This window comes from Halococcus saccharolyticus DSM 5350 (assembly GCF_000336915.1).
GTDB classification, from domain to species: Archaea; Halobacteriota; Halobacteria; order Halobacteriales; family Halococcaceae; genus Halococcus; species Halococcus saccharolyticus.
In genome coordinates this window covers 1-13,520 of record NZ_AOMD01000012.1, presented here as the reverse complement: position 1 = coordinate 13,520, position 13,520 = coordinate 1, and the positions used below count along the sequence as shown (strand labels likewise).

The 13,520-nt window shown below is 64.7% G+C and carries 18 protein-coding genes and 1 tRNA gene; 4 read left to right on the top strand and 15 right to left on the bottom strand.

The features are described 5' to 3' along the window. Positions 1 to 71: 71 nt before the first annotated feature. Positions 72 to 698 (bottom strand): 2-phospho-L-lactate guanylyltransferase, encoded by a 627-nt coding sequence (gene cofC / locus C449_RS03245; protein ID WP_006076479.1) that lies wholly within the window; start codon positions 696 to 698, stop codon positions 72 to 74. Between the two features lie 88 nt (positions 699 to 786). Beyond that, positions 787 to 1,674, bottom strand: coding sequence for a complex I NDUFA9 subunit family protein (locus C449_RS03240; RefSeq protein WP_006076478.1), 888 nt, complete (start codon positions 1,672 to 1,674; stop codon positions 787 to 789). 80 nt (positions 1,675 to 1,754) lie between these two features. Between C449_RS03240 and tmk the strand changes: the two genes are divergently transcribed. Further along, a complete protein-coding gene (tmk, locus tag C449_RS03235; RefSeq protein ID WP_006076477.1) occupies positions 1,755 to 2,345 on the top strand; it encodes a dTMP kinase in 591 nt (196 codons plus the stop codon). 69 nt (positions 2,346 to 2,414) lie between these two features. Here tmk and C449_RS03230 read toward each other — a convergent pair whose 3' ends face one another. From C449_RS03230 to C449_RS03220, 3 genes are all read right to left on the bottom strand, one after another. Then, positions 2,415 to 2,696 carry a hypothetical protein gene (locus tag C449_RS03230; protein ID WP_006076476.1) on the bottom strand — a complete coding sequence of 94 codons (282 nt, stop codon included), beginning with the start codon at positions 2,694 to 2,696 and terminating at the stop codon, positions 2,415 to 2,417. A 99-nt stretch (positions 2,697 to 2,795) separates the two neighbouring features. Then, positions 2,796 to 3,473: a helix-turn-helix domain-containing protein gene (locus C449_RS03225; protein ID WP_006076475.1), complete on the bottom strand. Its 678-nt coding sequence runs from the start codon at positions 3,471 to 3,473 to the stop codon at positions 2,796 to 2,798. Between the two features lie 190 nt (positions 3,474 to 3,663). Beyond that, positions 3,664 to 3,990, bottom strand: a complete 327-nt coding sequence (locus tag C449_RS03220) for a hypothetical protein (protein ID WP_049913870.1) — start codon at positions 3,988 to 3,990, stop codon at positions 3,664 to 3,666. A gap of 71 nt (positions 3,991 to 4,061) precedes the next feature. Here C449_RS03220 and C449_RS03215 point away from each other — a divergent pair, with 71 nt between their 5' ends. Both C449_RS03215 and C449_RS03210 read left to right on the top strand, forming a co-directional pair. Further along, positions 4,062 to 5,078 (top strand): thiamine pyrophosphate-dependent enzyme, encoded by a 1,017-nt coding sequence (locus C449_RS03215; RefSeq protein ID WP_006076473.1) that lies wholly within the window; start codon positions 4,062 to 4,064, stop codon positions 5,076 to 5,078. Between the two features lie 68 nt (positions 5,079 to 5,146). Next, the gene (locus C449_RS03210) at positions 5,147 to 5,836 is read left to right on the top strand and encodes a potassium channel family protein (protein WP_006076472.1); all 690 of its coding nucleotides are present in this window, start codon (positions 5,147 to 5,149) and stop codon (positions 5,834 to 5,836) included. A gap of 21 nt (positions 5,837 to 5,857) precedes the next feature. Here the strand turns inward: C449_RS03210 and C449_RS03205 are convergent, their stop codons facing one another. From C449_RS03205 to C449_RS03170, 9 genes are all read right to left on the bottom strand, one after another. Then, positions 5,858 to 6,355: a DUF5813 family protein gene (locus C449_RS03205; RefSeq protein WP_006076471.1), complete on the bottom strand. Its 498-nt coding sequence runs from the start codon at positions 6,353 to 6,355 to the stop codon at positions 5,858 to 5,860. A 53-nt stretch (positions 6,356 to 6,408) separates the two neighbouring features. Continuing rightward, complete coding sequence (locus C449_RS03200; RefSeq protein WP_241430068.1) at positions 6,409 to 6,795, bottom strand: DUF7522 family protein; 387 nt, start codon at positions 6,793 to 6,795, stop codon at positions 6,409 to 6,411. A 61-nt stretch (positions 6,796 to 6,856) separates the two neighbouring features. Further along, positions 6,857 to 6,941 (bottom strand) — tRNA-Leu (locus C449_RS03195). Between the two features lie 47 nt (positions 6,942 to 6,988). Beyond that, the gene (locus tag C449_RS03190; RefSeq protein ID WP_006076469.1) at positions 6,989 to 7,324 is read right to left on the bottom strand and encodes a hypothetical protein; all 336 of its coding nucleotides are present in this window, start codon (positions 7,322 to 7,324) and stop codon (positions 6,989 to 6,991) included. Between the two features lie 92 nt (positions 7,325 to 7,416). Further along, positions 7,417 to 7,563 carry a hypothetical protein gene (locus C449_RS18205; protein ID WP_006076468.1) on the bottom strand — a complete coding sequence of 49 codons (147 nt, stop codon included), beginning with the start codon at positions 7,561 to 7,563 and terminating at the stop codon, positions 7,417 to 7,419. A gap of 97 nt (positions 7,564 to 7,660) precedes the next feature. Next, the gene (locus C449_RS03185; RefSeq protein WP_006076467.1) at positions 7,661 to 8,161 is read right to left on the bottom strand and encodes a peptidylprolyl isomerase; all 501 of its coding nucleotides are present in this window, start codon (positions 8,159 to 8,161) and stop codon (positions 7,661 to 7,663) included. A 78-nt stretch (positions 8,162 to 8,239) separates the two neighbouring features. Beyond that, on the bottom strand, positions 8,240 to 9,085 hold the full coding sequence (locus C449_RS03180; protein WP_006076466.1) for a VOC family protein: 846 nt from the start codon (positions 9,083 to 9,085) through the stop codon (positions 8,240 to 8,242). Between the two features lie 105 nt (positions 9,086 to 9,190). Then, positions 9,191 to 10,342, bottom strand: coding sequence for an NAD(P)/FAD-dependent oxidoreductase (locus C449_RS03175; protein WP_006076465.1), 1,152 nt, complete (start codon positions 10,340 to 10,342; stop codon positions 9,191 to 9,193). A 209-nt stretch (positions 10,343 to 10,551) separates the two neighbouring features. Beyond that, on the bottom strand, positions 10,552 to 11,424 hold the full coding sequence (locus C449_RS03170) for a hypothetical protein (RefSeq protein WP_152415644.1): 873 nt from the start codon (positions 11,422 to 11,424) through the stop codon (positions 10,552 to 10,554). Positions 11,425 to 11,712: 288 nt separating this feature from the next. Between C449_RS03170 and C449_RS03165 the strand changes: the two genes are divergently transcribed. Beyond that, complete coding sequence (locus C449_RS03165) at positions 11,713 to 12,687, top strand: ornithine cyclodeaminase family protein (RefSeq protein ID WP_006076463.1); 975 nt, start codon at positions 11,713 to 11,715, stop codon at positions 12,685 to 12,687. Between the two features lie 32 nt (positions 12,688 to 12,719). Here the strand turns inward: C449_RS03165 and C449_RS03160 are convergent, their stop codons facing one another. Next, the gene (locus tag C449_RS03160; protein WP_006076462.1) at positions 12,720 to 13,424 is read right to left on the bottom strand and encodes an ABC transporter ATP-binding protein; all 705 of its coding nucleotides are present in this window, start codon (positions 13,422 to 13,424) and stop codon (positions 12,720 to 12,722) included. Positions 13,425 to 13,520: the final 96 nt, after the last annotated feature.

The following is a 13,520-nucleotide window of genomic DNA, read 5'->3' as shown; positions in this document are numbered from 1 at the left end:
TCGGTGACGTCTCCTTGAAAGGATTGTCCCAACTCTCACCCGATTCAGCCCGTCTCTGTCCCTTCATCCTGCTACACAGCGGTCGTATCGTCTCGCCGGATACCGACACGACCGTCCCCGCTCGTGTCGAGTCGAACGCCTCGTTCTTCGAGCCATCGACGCGTCTCGCCAGTTCCGTGGAGCAGCACTTCGACGAGATCCGTGGATTCGTCGACATCGGTCGCGAGCCGATGGGAATCGATCGTCGCGACGCTCGCGCCGACCTCGCGGGCGCGTTCGCGGTGGTCTCGGTACGACGCGCCGTGGTAGTCGACCCGGAAGCTGGAGTGACGCGTCACGAACGCGTTCGTCCCGCCACCTCGGCCGGGCGCGAGCACCACGTCGGCATCGGACGCGAACAGCCGCGCGAACGCGTCAGGGGTCGCGAGCGGGAGGTCTGCCATCACCACCGCGACCGGCGATCCGTCCGCCAACACCGCATTGACGGCCGCGTTCAGTGGACGATCGTCGACGATCGTGGGTACGTTCACGTCGATCGTGGCCGTCGTGAGCACTTCGGGCGTGTGGCCGGCCTCACGGAGCGCACGGAGAACGTCGTCCAGCATGACGCGGGCGAGTTCCCGCCGCTCGGCGGGCGTAAACACGTCCGCGAGCCGAGTCTTCGGCTGCTCGGCCGCGAACGGAACGACGACGCGCATGCGTCAGGCTCGGCCGCTCGGCGTCAAATGGGTGCCGGTCGGCGTGGAGAAGGAGGCTGCCGTCGGCGACGCTACCAACGATCAGGGGTCACGCAACGCCGAGGTAGTCGGCGAGTGACTGCAAATCGGTGACGTCGCGGCCGAATGCGGCGACGTCGTTGTCGGCGACCGTGTTGTCCATTTCGAGCGAGCGCGCCTGGTCCGAGCCGAACGGGATCACCGGCAGCGGGTCGGCGAGTCCCATCCCGAGCTTCGTGAGCCCCATCGGCACCGGAACGATCGAGACGGACTTCCCCTCCGCCCGGTAGGCGAGTTTGGCGACGTCAGCGAGCGTCAGGGTCGCCGGCCCGCCGATCTCGTAGGTCTCGCCGGTGTGACCGTCCTCCGTCACAGCGTCGGCGAGCATCGGCACGAGGTCGCCGATCCAGATCGGCTGGAATCGGGTACGGCCGCCGCGGGGCAGCGGTGCGAGGTACGGCGGCGTGAGTTTCTTCGTGAACGAGACGAACTCGCCGCCGTCCCCGAACACCACCGATGGCCGGAAGATCGTCCAGTCGAGCGCCGAGTCCCGTACTACCTGCTCGGCCTCGCCCTTCGATCGGATGTACGCCGTCGATCCCTGGGGGTCGGCCCCGAGCGCGCTCATCTGGACGAGCCGTTCGACGCCGTGTTCCTCGGCGGCTCGGACGGCGTTTTCGGTGCCACCGAGATGGATTTCGAAGTGCTGTTCGTCGCCGCCCGAGGGCTGGAAGAGTGGCGAGAGCGCGACGAGATTCACGACCGCATCCTGGTCCGCGAACGCCCCTTCCATCGAGTCGTAGGCGGTTACGTCGCCGATCGCGGTCTCGACATCCGCCTCGAACACCGATGGATCGGGATCACGCGAGAGCGCCGTCACGTCGTGGCCGCGATCCGCCAGTTCGTCACACAGATGTCGTCCAACGAAGCCGTCGCCACCGGTCACGAGTACGTCCATACCGTGACTACTCGTGGAACTGACCTAAAACCACCGTCACCGGCAGGGAAGGCTTACCCGTCGGCGGGCGAAGACGCGGTATGCTCATCACGCTTGAAGGGATCGACGGCAGTGGGAAGACCACGGTTTGGGAGGCACTCCACGACACCGTCGACGCCACGTTCACCCGCGAGCCGACTGACTCGTGGTACGGCGAAGCGGTCGCACGGTCGATCGGTGATCCCGAGGCCGACCCGCTCGCCGAACTCTTTCTGTACACGGCCGACCACGCCGCCCACCTCTCATCTACTGTGCGCCCCGCGCTCAACGCCGGCGACATCGTGATCTCGGATCGGTACTCCGATTCGCGGTACGCCTATCAGGGCGCGGCGCTCGACGGACAGGTGAGACGCCCGATGGAGTACGTTCGCGGGGTCCATCAGCCGTGGACGCGCCCGCCGGATGCGACGATCTATCTCGATCTCGATCCCGAGAAGGGGGCGGCGCGAAGCGGCGCGACCAACAAGTTCGAGCAGGCGGAATATCTCGACAGAGTTCGGGCAAACTACGAACAGCTCATCGAGTACGAACCCGAGCGGTTCGTGCGGATCGACGCGAGCCAGTCGCCCGAGGCGGTCCTCGAATCGGCCGAGTCGGCGGTCGAACGGCTGCTCGACGCGGCCGCCGAGTAGCCCATCGAGCGGGTCGCCGTCCAAACTCCCGCTCGACGACTCCATCACCGCCGGTACGCGCCGGCGACGTTACCCCGACGACCACTGGAGCGTGGCTTCGAGGTGTTCGTGACGATCGGCGTCGCGGCGAAGTACTTCCCGAGACCAGCCGGATTCGTCGTACGAGAGGCCGCATACGTCACCGTCGACGAGCACAACGGCCTCGGTTGCAGGGTCGTCGTACCGACTCCGACGGGCGTACATCGACGAAGTACCGAGCACGATGAGCGCATCCACGTCGTTGCGGGCGCGTATCGTCTCGGCATCCGCTCGATCCAGCGGAGCGGACGGCAGCGCGCCGATCAGACTCATTGCCATCACTACTCGGCGAATCACTTGTATCCGTTGAGGTTGCGAATGAAAGCACAGTTCCGTGGTACGGTCGCTCGCAAACAGGTGGGAAATCCCGTTTCAGGACTTTGCATCGTGGTCCGGGACGGCCCCGACCAGCAGCGCGTCCTCGACGAGCGCGCCGGTCGCACGCCGGAGGCGTTCGGAGAGCGCCTGGTGGGAGATCCCCAGTTTCTCGGCGAGTTCATTCTGATCAACGTCGCGCGGGACCTCGTAGTAGCCCGCTTCGAGCGCGGCTTCGAGCGCCTCGAACTGCTCTTTGGTCAGACCGTACCGGCCCGCCGGTTCACCTTCGAGCTCACGGATCGCGGTGATGTCGAACGTCAGTCCCTGCTCGTCCCGGAACTCGGTCGTCTTCGTCAACGACTCGCGATCGGGATAGAGCACACGGAGATGCCACCGGCCGTCGGTGCCGTACGCGTCGGTGATGGTCGCCTCGGAGTTCGTGAGCATCTGGAGAACGAGATCGACCTCTGAGATCCACTCCATCCGGTAGAGCTGCTCGTTGTCGAACTCCGAGAGGAGTTCGATCTCCCGCACGCTCGGATCGTTCTCGAAGACGTCCGCAACGGCCTCGTGGTCGGCCCCCCGGACCCACACGAGCGGCATTGCGGCATCCGTTCCGGTCTCAATGATGCGTTCGACCTCGAACTCGATGTCGGGCGACGACGAGAGCGCCTCGTAGAGCGCGAACTCGTCGGCTGGAATCTCGCCCCTGATGACGCAAGCACTCCCCATGGCCGTGCTCAGACGGTAGCCTTAGTTAAAAAACTCGCTTCGAGTCGTCGTGGTTCGACCCGCCTGTTTCGAGTGGAGATTGTGAACATACCACAACTGTCGATTGTGCGGTGGAGCGGGGACTGTGGCGGCTGCGGCGGGTGTGGCGGTCGTAGCGGCTGTGGCAGCTGTGGCGGCTGTAGTGGCGAACTCAAGACTCACGGAGCGTGTCGGGGAGTTCGACTTCCTCAGGAGCCGGCATCCAGAAGTAATCGAACGCGACGCCGAGCGCGAACGGCAGCGCGACCGCGACACCGAGCACCGCCGTTGCGCCGCCGAGATCCGGGCCGAGTCCCACGGGACCGGTCGCGATCAGCGTCGTCACGAACAGCGCAGCCGGAACGAGCAGGGCGATGTAGAGCGCGACGCCCCACTGGGTGTCGAGCCGGACGCGGATGAAGCGCGTGGCGAGCGCAGCGATGGCGGCGTTGACGCCGACGACCACGGCGAGCCCGACGAGGTCGGCAACCGAGACCATATCGCCCATCGGGGCCCGCGGGACTTCGGCGTATCGGAACGGCTTTCGGGCGGGCCCGTGGGAGAGCAGATATGCACCGGGTCATCGGTGAGCGCGATCTCGAAGCGACCCAGTTCGATGCCGACGACGCGCGCGACCTGCTCCGGGATATGATCCGCGCGCGGCGGTTCGACGAGCGCGCCGTGGCGCTCCAGCGCCGTGGCTGGATGAGTGGCTATCCACCCTTTGCGGGCCAGGAGGCCACTCAGGTCGGGACGGCCCACGCACTCGCGAGCGACGACTGGCTGTTCCCCACCTACCGCTCGAACGCGATGCAGCTCGCCCGCGGGGTCCCGATGAGCGACCTGCTCGCGTTCCGGCGTGGCCATCCCGAGTTCAACTCCGATCACGATCTCCCGATCTTCCCGCAAGCAGTACCGATCGCGACCCAACTCCCTCACGCCGTCGGTGCGGGGATGGCCGCCGACCACATGGAAAACGACCACGCGATCGTCTGTGATTTCGGCGACGGCGCGACGTCGGAGGGCGATTTCCACGAGGCGATGAACTTCGCGGGCGTGTTCGACGCGCCGGTCGTCTTCCTCTGTGAGAACAACGGCTGGGCGATCTCCCTGCCGCGGGAACGCCAGACTGCGAGCCCGAGTATCGCCGAGAAAGCCACAGCATATGGATTCGAGGGCGCACAGGTCGACGGGATGGACCCGCTCGCGGTGCGAGAGATGATCGAGGCTGCCCTTGATCGCGCTCGCGACGGCGAGCCGGTACTCGTCGAGAGCCTGACCTACCGCCGGGGCGCACACACCACGAGCGACGACCCGAGTCGCTACCGCGACGACGATCCCGATCTCCCGGCGTGGCGCACCCGCGATCCGGTCGAGCGGTTCACCGAGTATCTCACCGACCGGGACGTGATCGACGAGACGTTCGTCGAGCGGTGCGAGGACGACGCTGACGACGAACTCGCCGATGCGGTCGAGACCGCCGAGGCGATCCCCGACCCCGAGAGCGACGAACTGTTCGAGCACGTCTACGCCGAGCCGACGCCCGAACTCGACCGACAGCGCGCATCGATCGCGGGCGACGACTGAGGAGCCGGGTCGGTCCGCGGAGCCGCGAGCGGAGTAAGGTTATTGGTAGTCCTCGGTGTACGGGAGGTATGCGATTCGTCATCGTGGGTGCCGGCCGGGTCGGGCTCCGAACAGCGAGAGTGCTCGCCGAGGAGGGCCACGAGGGGACCGTGATCGAGAACGATCCCGACCAGCTTGAACGCCTCTGGGGCGAACGTCTCGAGATCGTCGACATCCTCGACGGCGACGGCGGAAACGAGGACGACCTCGTCGACGCTGGGATCGAGGAGGCCGACGCAGTGGGGGCGCTGACCGGCGACGTGACCACCAACATCATGGCGTGTCTGATCGCCAAATCCCGTGGGTGTCGGACCGTGATGCGCATCGACAACGACGAGTACGAAGGGATCTACCGGAAGTACGCCGCGGAGGTCGACGAGGTGATCTACCCCGAACGCCTCGGCGCGATCGGCGCGAAAAACGCCCTGCTCGGCGGGACGATCCGCGCGATCGCCGACATCGCCCACCATCTCCAGCTCGTGGAGTTCACCATCACGCCGGACTCACCGACCCGCGGGTACACTCTGAGCGAACTCGAACTCCCCGGCGACGCCCGGCTGTTGGCGTTCGGCAAGGAGGGGTCGGCGCTCGGACTCCCTCACGCCGACGACTCACTCGAAGAGGGCGATCGGGTAGTGGCACTCGCGGACTTCGGCGTCCTCGGCGACGTTCGTCGGATCATCGCCGGCGACACGAGCCGTGCGGCCGGCGACGCCTGATCCGTTCGTCCACGCTCGCATTCAGAGCGGCATCGCCCCGCTCGACCCTTCGCCATCACCCTGCTGACGTGCTCGGGCGAGCAGATCGGCGACCGGCGGCTCGTAGGTGTAGCCGGGCACGATCCCCTCGACGTACGTTCCCTCGACGTACTCCGCCAGCGCCTTCGCGGCATCGGCCGCCCCCGCCAGATCGTCGTGCTCGAACGCGAACGTGACCCTCACTGTGCCAGCGTCGCGCTCGACGGACGGTGCCGGAACGTCGACGTTCCCGCGCGTCACGCCGCCGGCGTCCGCGAGCCGGCGTTCGAACGTCTCGAACCAGCCCTCCCGTACCGCTTCCGCGACCGACTCCTCGGTGGCAGCGTCGAGCGTCGGGACGTGGATATCGATTCGGTAGCCCGACTCAGTGGCCTCGGCCTGGCTGTCGAACGGGATGGTAGTAAGCGCGAACCCGTCGTCGGTCGGCTCGAACGCGCTATGACTGTCGAACCCGTCGGTGCTGGGCGCGTCGTTGGTCATGTGGTCGGTTCGCCCTTGCTGGTCAAAAGCACGTCGTCACCCGCTCCGAGAAACTACTCGGTGCGGTCTTCCAGAACGGTGGTAACTGCGTTCGCGACCGCCTCGAAGTCCTGCATCGTCAGTCCGTCGGTGGTCACGAACACGCCGTCGCGGTCGGTGGTGATCCGGAGGAGAAAGCCGTTTTCGAACACTCGGATGGTGTGGCGGTAGGTCCCCAACTCGGAGTTCTGGTAGGCGTTGCGGGTGTTCTTGAAGTCGTGCCACTCGTGACCGATGAAACTCATCAGGTCGGCGTCCTGTTCGAGATCGTCCCGGAGGTAGAGCTGGTCGTAGTCACTTCTGGTGAAGTAGGTGACCGAGCGGAGGCTGTCGCCGGTCGCGGTGCGGGCGACTCGAACGAGACGGTCGGCCGGCCCGTCGGCGAGGAGGTCGGAGTCCATCATCCGGGTGCTCATGGGGAATCGTGATAAAATCGTCGCTGTTCGGCGATCGACGCAAAAGTGCGAGGGATGCGATTTGAACGCACGAACTCCTGAGAGAGCGGGTCTTAAGCCCGCCGCCTTTGGCCAGACTCGGCCACCCTCGCCCGTCCGCTCCTACGCACTCGGAGAAAAGTCGGTTTCGGTCTCCGGGCTACCAATCGACCGAGAGCGTGCCGTCGCCCTCGGGATCGGGCGCGATCTCCTCGTTCGTCCGGCGGTCGACCACGTGGATCACACCCCGATCTTTCTTTGCGGGACAGACCTCGGCCGCCTCGACGTTCGCGTCGAGGTCCTCCTCGCCGATGAAGTACGATTCGGGCTGGGCAATCTCGCTCGTCAGGCTCATCGTCCAGTTGTCCGACACCTCCGCACACTTGCCTGCCGCGATGCATTTGTTCGCTTCGAAGATGATCTTGTAAGGTTTCTCCGCGACCGGCGGCGCGTCGCGTTCGCCGATGTCGCTCGGATCGACGGGTTCGTCGGCCATACTCCGATATCAGGTCTCGATCGGTTTCCGTTTACCGTTCGGCTGGCGGCCGTCGAACCCGTCGAGGCACACTGCAGCCGGCCGTCCCGGCGTTACGAGCGCGTGTAGATGTCGGTACTCCCGCACTCGGGACACTGTGTGAGTGCACCCAACGGTGGCGCGTCGACCGAATCCCACTGGTTTCTGCCTGCGGCTTCGAACCCACACTTCAGACAGCGCGCCGTGGTATCGTCGGCCATACCGACGGGTATCCGTCCAGTACATCATAGATGTTTCGCCGGACGAGTTGGCGGACGTTCGCCATCCGGCTCAATTCGTGGACTGGTGCTTGTGGCCTCAGTCGTGGATCTCGACCGATTCGAGAACGACCTCTTCCTGGGGCTGATCGTTCGCGTCGGTCGGGACCGCGCCGATCTCGCGGACGACGTCCATGCCGTCGGTGACCTCGCCGAACACCGCGTGGCGGTCGTCGAGGTGGGACTGGGCGTCGAGCGTGATGAAGAACTGCGAGCCATTCGTATCGGGCCCCGAGTTCGCCATCGAGAGCGTTCCGGCCGAGTCGTGGCGGAGCTCGTCGTGGAACTCGTCGTCGAAGGTGTAGCCCGGCCCGCCACGACCCGATTCGTCGGGGTCACCACCCTGAATCATGAACCCCTCGATCACGCGGTGGAAGGCCACGTCGTCGTACAGCGGCTTCTCGACTGTGTCGCCGTTGTCTTCCCACTCCTGATCGCCAGTTGCGAGTCCGACGAAGTTCTCGACCGTTCGCGGCGCGCGCTCGTCGTGGAGTTCGACCTCGATGTCGCCCCGGTTGGTGTGCAGCGTCGCGTTCGTCATGTCTCCCCCGACGACGAGCCGGGGGAAAAGGGTGCTGGTGGAACGATCGCTTCCGTCGTCGCCCGTTCGGATGGCGTCCTATCGCGCTGTGACCTCTGCCTCGCGAACGCCCAGGCGACCGGGAACGTCGAGATCGAGCCAGTGGACCACGTCCTCGTTCCAGTCGGTCGTCCCATCGAGGGCGAAGCGGTCGCGGACCGTCGCGGGGTCCGTGACGTCGAGCAGGTACGCACAGGGGAGCGTTCCACGCGCTGCGACGCGCTCGGCGAGCCACGTCTCGTCGAGCGGCGACGCGACGGCCACCGGCGCATCCCGGAAATGGGCGATGCGGGCCCCGAACCCTGTTGACTCGGTGATCGTCGACGGTTCCGTCCCGAAGAACGCCTCGAACCCCTCGACGGTCGTCTCGAACTCGTCGGTCCCCACGACCGTTGTCGAGAGCCCGCCGATCCCGGTCTCCTCGGCTGGTTCGGTGATCGACGTGCGCCGGTCGAGCGGCGTGCGGTCCTCGACCACCATCGGGTATCGACTACCTTGGGGCCCCTCACCGACGACGGTCAAACGCCATTCGACTGGTTCCCCGTCCAGGCGCTCACGCGCGTACTCCGTCGGTCCGTGGACGACGAACCCCGCCTCGCGGAGCCGTGCGGCCGTGGCGTCGCTCCCGTCGGTCGGCACCGCCCACGCGGTCGCCCCGGCGTCGCCGTCGATCTGCTCGTCCCACCACGGCGCTGTGGCGTCGGGGTCGTGCTTCGCGATCAGTTCGACGTACGACCCGTCCTCGAAGCCCACGAGCGCCATGTGTGTGACCCCGTTCGAGTGCGAACCGCCGTACGTCGGCTCGAAGCCGGCCGTCTCGAAGGCCTCCTGCAGGCGTTCGAGGTCGCTGCCCGTGAACGTGACGTGATCGATGCTGCGCGTCATGGCTCTCCCCCGCAATCCGCGCCGGAAGCGCAAAAACCCTCATCCCCCCTCCAGCGTGTGGCGTCGGCCCCGGAACGTCGAATATGCCGACGCACAATCCGGACTTCAGGCGACGTTCTGTTCGACGAGTTCGTCGCCCTCGTCGTCGAAACGGCGACTCGACAGCGGCTCGATGTCGACCAGCGACGCCTCGCCGTCGGTGCAGAGCTCGGCCACCAGGCGACCGGTGGCGGGCGCGTGCTGGAACCCGTGGCCCGAGAACCCGGCCGCGGTAATCAGGCCAGGCACCGTTTCTTCGACGATTGGGTGGTGATCCGGCGTCACGGCGTACAGCCCGGCCCACCCGCGGCGGATGCGCGAGTCGCCGTCGAAGTAGTTCGTGTACGCTGCCGCACGTTCGACCGCCGTGGCCGCCCAGTCGAGATCCATCGAGTCCGAGTAGGCGTCCGGATCGACGTCGGACTCGGTCTCGGCGAAGTGACCGCCGACCAGCGCGGCCCCGTCCCGTTCGGGTCGGAAGTACGACCCTCGTTCGAGATCGATCGTCAGGGGGACGTCCGCCGACAGGGGGCGGCTGGGATCAACGACCGCGACCTGCCGGCGGCGCGGGTGGATCGGGAGATCGACTCCCGCCAGGTCGGCGACGGCCGCTGCCCACGCGCCCGCAGCGTTGACCACGAAATCCGCGTCGATCCGTTCGGCGTCGGTTTCGACGCCCGTGACCCCGTCGCCGTCGGTGACGAGATCGACGACGGGCGTCCCCGTTCGGATGTCGACGCCGGCCTCCCGAGCGCTCGTCGCGTACCCCTGGACGGCAAGGTTCGGGTCGGCGAACCCGTCGGCAGCGTTGTAGGTCGCCCCGACGAATTGGTCGGCATCGAGGCCTGGACAGCGCTCGACGGCCTCGGCGGGCGAGAGGAACTCGCTGTCCACGCCGAGGTCGTGCTGCATCGCCACGTTCTCGCGGAAACGATCGGCCGTCTCGGGGGTCCGGGCGAGGAAGAGATAGCCTGGCCGCCGGTGGGCGATGTCGACGCCGAACGCCGCCTCGAACCGGTCCCAGACCCGCAGGCTCTCGATCGAGAGACGGACGTTGATCGGCGTCGAGAACTGGGTTCTGATCCCGCCCGCCGAGCGGGCGGTGCTCCCCGTTCCGAGCGAGCCGCTCTCACAGAGGGTCACGTCCGCACCGGCCTCGGCGAGCGCGTGCGCGGACGAGAGCCCAACGATGCCGCCCCCGACGACCACCACGTTCATGCTGGCGAATTTGGGCCGCGTGATCGAATAAGTCTACTGGCGGCACTCGAAACGGTGTTCATCGGGAGTACCAAGCGAGAAATCGTTCGTTTGGTTCCGCTAAACTCCACAACGGCTGATGTGAGTAATGTGCCGACTACGGGCACGTAATCAGCACGTAGGGCCTATCTCACTATCTACTAGCATGTGAGGAATATAGAGACATCGGACTATTCCAACTCTGATAAGTTGTACGCTTCATGTGATGTGTCATTTTCAAATACCTCTCGAACCCCAGACTCCCTTATTTCAGCAATCAACTTTTTAATTGTCAACCAATACAGAAAGTAGATGTTTGTATTAGCGATGATCGTGAACCATTTGTCGATAGTCTGAGCTGATTCCTTGATTTTCCGCTTGTTTCTCTCCATCAACTTGAGATAAAGAGAGTATCGATCACTTTCTGCACTTAGATACAAGTCGTGAATCAATTCGCTCCATCCATCTTCGGTGATAGAATCCCACGTTTCGCAAAGGTTCTGGAATTCATGATGGTCTGGCTCATGGGAGCGGATTGCATCTTCCACTTTTTCTGGAATCGGGTATGGTGAGTCCTGTTCTTCAAAAAGGTCAGAGAGAATAGGTCCATATTCCAGCACCCAATTTTCGAACTCAGCACCATAACGAATCTCTGTGTCCTCTTTAGTCGGTAAATCATACTCAGCGGTCGCCACATGTAGATCATCATTCTCCCACTCTAAGATTACAGTTCCGTCTGCAAACGTTGACCCTAATTCTTGATTTCTATACCCTAGTCTATCTTTTTCCTCATCTAAATCAATTACTAGTTGGAAATATCGGCTAAACTCCTTACGTAATCCATTCGGAAGTTCTCGCTTGACCAGGTCGTCAAGCTCAGTCCATGTCGTCCATCTGTCTTCCTGGTCAATATCGCCATTTAATTTGGCACTTCGAATTTCGTCTGCCATTAGTTCACAAACATCGTTCCGGATGCGTTTCACCCTCTCCCGTCCTGCCTGAAAATACCCCCCAACTAATGCCCCAAGAACCAAGAAAAACAGGTCACTCAGCGGGAGAGCCATGGAGGTTTGATACAGGTATTTCCGTATAAGCGTGTTGGGATACTCAATAAACCCCGCCTCATCGCATGACATACAAAGATTTTGATATGAGGCAACATTCTGTCCAGCCCTTTCAACAGATTTTCCTGCTGATTACACCCTCTATATGCAGCAGGATTCCTGAAAGCCATCAATTTCCAATAGTTCGACAAGCTCGTCCGTTTCGCTTTTCGAGCCGTTCTACAGCCGTTCCCGAACTCACACCGGAGCGGGAAAAGCCATAAACCCGATCACTGACATGGCGAACGCATGGTCCTGGTTCTCACCGACGCCGAGATCGACCAGGTGCTCGCCCTCGAATCGCTCGCCGACGAGGTCGAGCACGCGCTCGTCAAGCAGGCCGCGGGGGCGGTCGAACGCCCGGAACGCCCCCACTACCCGGTCGGCGAAGAACTCGAATCCGACGACCCCCTCGGAACGGGGCTCGTCATGCCCGCGTACGTCCACGGCGAGGACTACTTCGCGACGAAGCTCGCCAGCATCCACGAGGGCAACGCCGACCGCGGGCTGCCGACGCTCCACGCCCAGATCGTGCTCGCCGACGCCCGCACCGGCGAGCCCGTCGCCGTCCTCGATGGGACGCGGATCACCAACGCCCGAACCGGCTGCATCGGCGGCCTCGCGGCCCGCGAGCTCGCGTCCGATCCCGTGCGGGTCGGCGTCGTCGGTGCGGGCGCGCAGGCCAGGTGGCAGACGAGGGCCATCGCTGCACTGTGCGACGTCGAGAGCGTCGCGGTCTACTCGCCAAGCGACTCGAAACACGAGTGCGTCGAGGTCCTCAACGAGGAGGGAATCCCGGCGAGCGCCGCCGAATCGGCCGCCGACGCCGTTCGCGACGTGGACGTGGTCGTGACGGCGACCACCAGCACCGACCCGGTGTTCCCGGCCGACGCGCTCGCGCCTGGCACGCTCGTGGTGGCGATCGGAGCGTACGAGTCGGGGATACAGGAGGTCGAACCTGCGGTGTTCGACCGTGCGGCGCGCGTGTTCGCGGACGTGCCCGAAGAAGTGGCGACGATCGGCGATCTCGCCGCAACGTCGCTGACCGCCGCCGATCTCGTCCCGATGGCGGCGCTGTTCGAGGACGGTAGCGCAGGACGGAAATCGGCCGAGGAGATCGTCGTGGTCGAGAGCGTCGGGTCGGCGGTGTTTGACGTCGCCGCAGCCACGGCAATCTACGAGACCGCGAGAGAGGAGGGACTCGGCACCGATCTCGCGCTGTGATCGCGTTGTGACCGGTCAGGGTCGGCGGGCGGTCACCCGCCGAGGAACTGCCGGCGAACCTCCTCGTCGTCAAGCAGTTCCTCGCCGGGGCCCTCGTAGCGGTTCTCGCCCTGTGCGAGGACGTAGCCCCGATCGCAGTGTCGCAGCGCCTCCTTGGCGTTCTGCTCGACCATCAGCACGGCGGTCCCGGCCTCGTTGATCTCGTCGATCCTGTCGAACATCTCGTCGACGAGGTCGGGCGCGAGCCCCGCCGACGGCTCGTCGAGCAGCAGCAGATCGGGATCGAGCAGCAGCGCACACCCCATTGCCAGCATCTGCTGTTGGCCGCCCGACAGCGTGCCCGCAGACTCGTCGAGTCGCTCGCGAAGGACCGGGAACCGGTCGTAAACCGACTCGCGGCGTTCTTCGGGGGTCGAATCGAGGATGTACGATCCCATCCGGAGGTTCTCCGCGACGGTCAGCGACGGGAAGATGTTGCCGGTCTGTGGGACGTAGTTCATCCCCTCGTGGATGATCGACTCCGGCGGGCGATCGGTGATGTCGGTGCCGTCGAAGGCGATCGCCCCGTCCATCCGGTCGGCGAGACCGAAGAGGGCCTTCATCGCGGTTGACTTTCCGGCACCGTTCGGGCCGACGACGGCGACGTACTCGTCTTGCTCCACCGTCAGATCGACTCCGGACAGCACCTGGAGGTCGCCGTAGCCGGCGTCGAGGGCCGAAACAGCGAGCAGGCTCACACGACACCTCCCGTGGTCCGCCCCCGATCGTCGGAACTCGATCGTGATCGGTTGCCGGTACGCTGCCCTCGTTGTCGTCTGCTGTCACGCTCGTGC

Bases quoted from the DNA above. Each gene is read 5' to 3' on its own strand.
- C449_RS03200 (WP_241430068.1), bottom strand. From the start codon at position 6,795: ATGGACTCCGACCTCCTCGCCGACGGGCCGGCCGACCGTCTCGTTCGA.
- C449_RS03180 (WP_006076466.1), bottom strand. From the start codon at position 9,085: ATGACGCGCAGCATCGATCACGTCACGTTCACGGGCAGCGACCTCGAA.
- C449_RS03210 (WP_006076472.1), top strand. From the start codon at position 5,147: ATGCGATTCGTCATCGTGGGTGCCGGCCGGGTCGGGCTCCGAACAGCG.
- C449_RS03185 (WP_006076467.1), bottom strand. From the start codon at position 8,161: ATGACGAACGCGACGCTGCACACCAACCGGGGCGACATCGAGGTCGAA.
- C449_RS03225 (WP_006076475.1), bottom strand. From the start codon at position 3,473: ATGGGGAGTGCTTGCGTCATCAGGGGCGAGATTCCAGCCGACGAGTTC.
- C449_RS03165 (WP_006076463.1), top strand. From the start codon at position 11,713: ATGGTCCTGGTTCTCACCGACGCCGAGATCGACCAGGTGCTCGCCCTC.
- C449_RS03220 (WP_049913870.1), bottom strand. From the start codon at position 3,990: ATGGTCTCGGTTGCCGACCTCGTCGGGCTCGCCGTGGTCGTCGGCGTC.
- cofC (WP_006076479.1), bottom strand. From the start codon at position 698: ATGCGCGTCGTCGTTCCGTTCGCGGCCGAGCAGCCGAAGACTCGGCTC.
- C449_RS03170 (WP_152415644.1), bottom strand. From the start codon at position 11,424: ATGGCTCTCCCGCTGAGTGACCTGTTTTTCTTGGTTCTTGGGGCATTA.
- C449_RS03240 (WP_006076478.1), bottom strand. From the start codon at position 1,674: ATGGACGTACTCGTGACCGGTGGCGACGGCTTCGTTGGACGACATCTG.
- tmk (WP_006076477.1), top strand. From the start codon at position 1,755: ATGCTCATCACGCTTGAAGGGATCGACGGCAGTGGGAAGACCACGGTT.
- C449_RS03205 (WP_006076471.1), bottom strand. From the start codon at position 6,355: ATGACCAACGACGCGCCCAGCACCGACGGGTTCGACAGTCATAGCGCG.
- C449_RS18205 (WP_006076468.1), bottom strand. From the start codon at position 7,563: ATGGCCGACGATACCACGGCGCGCTGTCTGAAGTGTGGGTTCGAAGCC.
- C449_RS03230 (WP_006076476.1), bottom strand. From the start codon at position 2,696: ATGAGTCTGATCGGCGCGCTGCCGTCCGCTCCGCTGGATCGAGCGGAT.
- C449_RS03175 (WP_006076465.1), bottom strand. From the start codon at position 10,342: ATGAACGTGGTGGTCGTCGGGGGCGGCATCGTTGGGCTCTCGTCCGCG.
- C449_RS03215 (WP_006076473.1), top strand. From the start codon at position 4,062: ATGCACCGGGTCATCGGTGAGCGCGATCTCGAAGCGACCCAGTTCGAT.
- C449_RS03190 (WP_006076469.1), bottom strand. From the start codon at position 7,324: ATGGCCGACGAACCCGTCGATCCGAGCGACATCGGCGAACGCGACGCG.